The organism is Roseiarcus sp., assembly GCF_052145395.1.
Lineage (GTDB): Bacteria > Pseudomonadota > Alphaproteobacteria > Rhizobiales > Beijerinckiaceae > Roseiarcus.
The window spans coordinates 1-4,273 of record NZ_JBKQOT010000559.1 but is presented as its reverse complement, the minus strand read 5'-3'; the positions used below and the strand labels follow the sequence as shown (position 1 = coordinate 4,273).

Annotated in this window: 4 protein-coding genes; 1 reads left to right on the top strand and 3 read right to left on the bottom strand. The window is 65.8% G+C overall.

The window, feature by feature from the left end:
- The coding region (locus tag ACLP25_RS19225) for a TIM barrel protein (RefSeq protein WP_442470765.1) at positions 1-743 on the bottom strand (743 nt) is incomplete at its 3' end.
- A gap of 97 nt (positions 744-840) precedes the next feature.
- Here ACLP25_RS19225 and ACLP25_RS19220 point away from each other — a divergent pair.
- The gene (locus ACLP25_RS19220; protein WP_442470764.1) at positions 841-1,851 is read left to right on the top strand and encodes a LacI family DNA-binding transcriptional regulator; all 1,011 of its coding nucleotides are present in this window, start codon (positions 841-843) and stop codon (positions 1,849-1,851) included.
- A 226-nt stretch (positions 1,852-2,077) separates the two neighbouring features.
- On the opposite strand, the gene ACLP25_RS19215 is transcribed toward ACLP25_RS19220, so the two are convergent.
- On the bottom strand, positions 2,078-2,965 hold the full coding sequence (locus ACLP25_RS19215) for a 2-oxo acid dehydrogenase subunit E2 (protein WP_442470763.1): 888 nt from the start codon (positions 2,963-2,965) through the stop codon (positions 2,078-2,080).
- Positions 2,966-2,973: 8 nt separating this feature from the next.
- Positions 2,974-4,273: NAD-dependent succinate-semialdehyde dehydrogenase (locus tag ACLP25_RS19210; RefSeq protein WP_442470762.1), on the bottom strand; the 1,300-nt coding region annotated here is incomplete at its 5' end.

Sequence of the window (4,273 nt, the reverse complement as noted above, 5' to 3'; positions counted from 1 at the left end):
GTGAACATTCCGGCGCGCACGCCTTCGTTGAAGCTGCGCCCCTTCGCACGCACATCCGCCATCACCTCCCCGCGCACGTCCTTGAGGTGGATGTGGACGATGCGGTCGCCGAAGCGGTCGATGAGCTTGGCGTAGTCGAACCCGCCGGCGTCGGCATGGCCGGTGTCGAGGAGGAGTCCAACCGCGCGCCCGGTCGCATCGAATAGCCGCGATACTTCGTCGAAGGTTTCGGCGACCATCATCAGATGGTGGTGATAGGCGAGCGTCAGGCCGTACTCGCCTTTCAGCGCTAGCGCGAATTCGGTGAGGCGGTCGGCATAGGCGGCGACCTCCGACTCCGGCATGATGGGGCGGTCGGACAGCGGCGCATCGAGTGGCAAGCCCGGCGCCATCATCGCGCATTCGCCGTAGACCATCGCCGAGGCGCCGAGCGCCTTCAGGAGCCGCGCGTGGTCGGCGACGGCCTGCATCTCGTCGTCTACCATCTTCTCGGCCAGCAGCCCCGAGTGCCAGCCGGAGGCCAGAGCAAGGCCATAGCTATTCAGCAATGGCCCGAGCGTCGCGGCGTCGCGCGGAAATTTGCGGCCCAGTTCGACGCCGGCGTATCCGACCTCCGACGCCTCGGCGAGGCAGGTCTCGAGCGGGATGTTCGCGCCCAGATCTCCGAGAATGTCGTTGGCCCAGGACAGAGGGCTGACGCCAAGCCGCACGCCGGCCGGCAGAATATCGAGGGGACTGGTCATCGGCTTTCCTCCCTTGGCATTGCGCCCGAGGCTATCCGCGCGCTAACCCTCAGAAAACGGCATTCTTGAAGAGATTTCTTCAGACGCGGAGGACAGGATGGCGCGCAAGACGCGGACGCGCGACGTTGCGGAAGCGGCGCGGGTTTCACTTTCCACCGTGGACCGGGTGCTCAACGGCCGCGGCGGAGTCGCTCCCGACAAGGAAAAGCGCGTGATCGAATGGGCGCGCAGGCTCAAGCTCGACCGGGCGCTAAGCCATCGTCCGGTGCGCGCACTGCGCATCGCCGCGCTGTTTCAGCCGCCGGAAAATCCCTTCTACGCCGAGGTGCAGCGCGCGTTCGAGGCCGCGTCGCGCGCCTACCCTGACCTGAACCTGCAGGTTTTCATCCACCATTTCGATGCGCGCAAGCCATCCCAGTTGCCGCAAAAAATCCGCGACCTCGGTGCGAGACACGACGGGCTGATTCTGACCGTGCCGCAGAGCGACGCCGTCGCCGATGCAATCCGCGCTGTCTCGGCTGTCATACCGGTGGTGACGCTGGCGACTGACGTTCGCAATTGCGGGCGCCACGCTTATGTTGGCCCCGACGACCGCCGCGCGGGTCGCGTCGCCGGCGAACTGATGGGACGATTCCTCGGGCCGAATGGCGGCGACGTCGCCATGATCGCAGGCCTCTTGTCGCTGATCGGCAATGAAGAGCGCGAAATGGGCTTTCGCTCGGTGTTGCGAGAGCGGCATCCGAACTGCCGGGTCGCCTTGGTCCTGGAGAGCGGTGAACGGGCCGAGCGCGCAGGCGAATTGACGCGCGACGCCCTATCGGCAAACGCGGGGCTCCGCGGAATCTACAGCATCTCGTCCGGCGCGGAAGCCGTCGTGGCGGCGCTGAAGGCGCTCAAACGCGAGGACGCGGTGTTCATTACGCACGAACTGACGCCCGACCGCCGCGACCTTTTGCGCCAAGGCCTGATCGACGCGATCATCGACCAGAACCCGGAATTCGAAGTGCGCACAGCGGTCGAAACGATGGCTCGACTGACCGGACGACTGGAGGGAGACGGGCCTCCGACAATTACGCCAGTGCACATCCATACGATCGAAAACGCCTGACGCTGTTCGAAATCGATGGCCATCACGCGGGTTCTTCTGATTGGGGCGCGCCATCCCTCTCAGCACGCATTTCTTCCGAAGCCGCGGCTGGGTCAAAGAGATCTATTGGAGGCCGCGCGGCTGGCGCGCAATGGTCCAGCGCCTCGCCGCCGATCTCGGTTCGCGTCCGCATCGGCTTCGATACCTTTCGGGCCTCGGCTCCACTTGTCCGTCTAAACAGCGGTTTTTAAATGATGATGCGGCGCGGGTCGGCGACAAGCGCCTCGTAGCGGGTAAGAAATCGCGCCGCATCGGCGCCGGTCACGACTCGGTGATCCCAGGACAGGCTGAGCGGGACGGTCAGGACGGGCGACCAGACGCCATCCTCCCAGATCGGAACGATCTCGGCGCGGCTCAGACCCATGATCGCGACCTCGGGCGGATTGACGAGCGGCGTGAATTCGCCGCTCCGGATGCCACCGAGGTTGGAGATCGACATCGACGCGCCTCCGAGATCCCCCGGACGCAAATTGCGATCTTGCGCGCGGGACGCCAGATCCACAATTTCGCCGGCGATGCGCCAGAGGCCTTTCCGGTCGGCGTCCCGGACCGCCGGCACGACGAGCCCGTACGGCGTGTCCACGGCCACCCCGACATGCACGTAATGATTGATGACAACGGTCTCACCATCGGCGCTCAGCGACGCGTTGAAGCGGGGGAATTCGGCAAGACACCGCGCCAGCGCTTTAACATGAAAAGCAAGGGCCGTGAGTTTGACGCCGCGGGCGGCCGCCTCGCCCTGCAGCGCCGTTCGGAACGTCTCGATACGGCGCATATCTGCTCGGCCATGATTGGTCACCTGCGGTATGAGGGCCTGCGCGGCAGACAAATTGGCGGCAGCGACGCGCGCCAACCGCGGCATCGGTTCGCGGGTCACCGGGCCCCATCGCGTGTGGTCAACGTCCCAGAAGCGAAGGTGATTCTGCTGGGGCGGCGCTCCGGGCGAATTCGACGCGTGCCGATCCACGTCTTCCCGCGTCAGGGCGCCGCGGCCGGCCGCGGCCGCTACTGCGGCGAGATCGGCTCCAGCGCGACGCGCTTGCGCACGCACGGCGGGGCTCGCGAAGGGGTTCATGACGGACCTCACCAACTCGTCGAGATGTATTGAGTCTCCATGAACTCGAACATCCCTTCGTGTCCGCCCTCGCGGCCCAGACCCGACTGCTTCATGCCGCCGAACGGGGCGGCCGGATCGGACACCAGACCGCGGTTGAGGCCGACCATGCCGAAGTCGAGCCGCTCGCAAACCCGCATCCCGCGATTCATATCTCGCGTGAAGACATAGGCCGCGAGGCCATATTCCGTGTCGTTCGCGCGCGCAATCACTTCCTCCTGATCGTGGAAAGTTTGAATGGCCGCGACCGGCCCAAAGATTTCCTCCCGCACGCAAGCGGCGTTGGCTGGCACGCGTGTCAGAACAGTCGGCGGGTAGAAGAAGCCTTTCCGGTTGGGGATTGCCCCGCCAAGCCGCAGTTCCGCGCCTTTGGCGACCGCGTCGTCGACAAGCGCGGACACCTTGACGCGCGTTTCGGCGTTGACGAGCGGGCCGACGTCCACGCCGTGCTCGAGACCGCCGCCCATCTTGAGCGCGGCCATCTTCTTCGTCAGCCGAACGGTGAAGTCCTCGGCCACGCTCTCATGCACGTAGAAACGATTGGCCGCCGTGCAGGCCTCGCCCATGTTGCGCATCTTGGCCACCATGGACCCTTCGACCGCCGTCTCGATGTCGGCGTCTTCGAAAACGATCACCGGCGCGTTGCCGCCGAGCTCCATCGCCGGCGTAACGACACAGTCGGCGGCCGAACGCAGCAGCTTGCGCCCGACCTCGGTCGAACCTGTGAAGCTGATCACCCGCACGCGGGGATCACGGAGCAGGCGATCGATCAGCGCGCCGGATTTCTTCGACGGCAACACGTTGACGAGGCCCTTCGGCACGCCCGCCTCTTCAAACAACGGCATCAGTTCCAGCATGGTGAGCGGTGTCGCGGAGGCCGGCTTGATGATGACGGGACAGCCGGCGGCGAGAGCGGGCGCAATCTTGCGTGTGCCCATTGCGGCCGGGAAGTTCCACGGCGTCACCAGCGCAGCGATGCCGGCGGGCTTGTATTGGACCAGGATCCGGGCGCCGGAGGCGGGAGCGCGGACGACGAGCCCATCGGCGCGCACGGCTTCTTCCGCGAACCAGCGAAAGAACTCGGCCGCGTAGACCGCCTCGCCTACCGCGTCCGCGCTCGCTTTGCCGTTTTCGAGCGTGATCAGACGGGCGATGTCTTGCAGCCGCGCGGTCATCAGGTCGAAGATCTTGCGCAGCGTTTCCGATCGCTGCCGGGGCGAGCGGCTCGCCCAATCCGCAAACGCGGCTTGCGCGGCGTCGAGCGCGGCT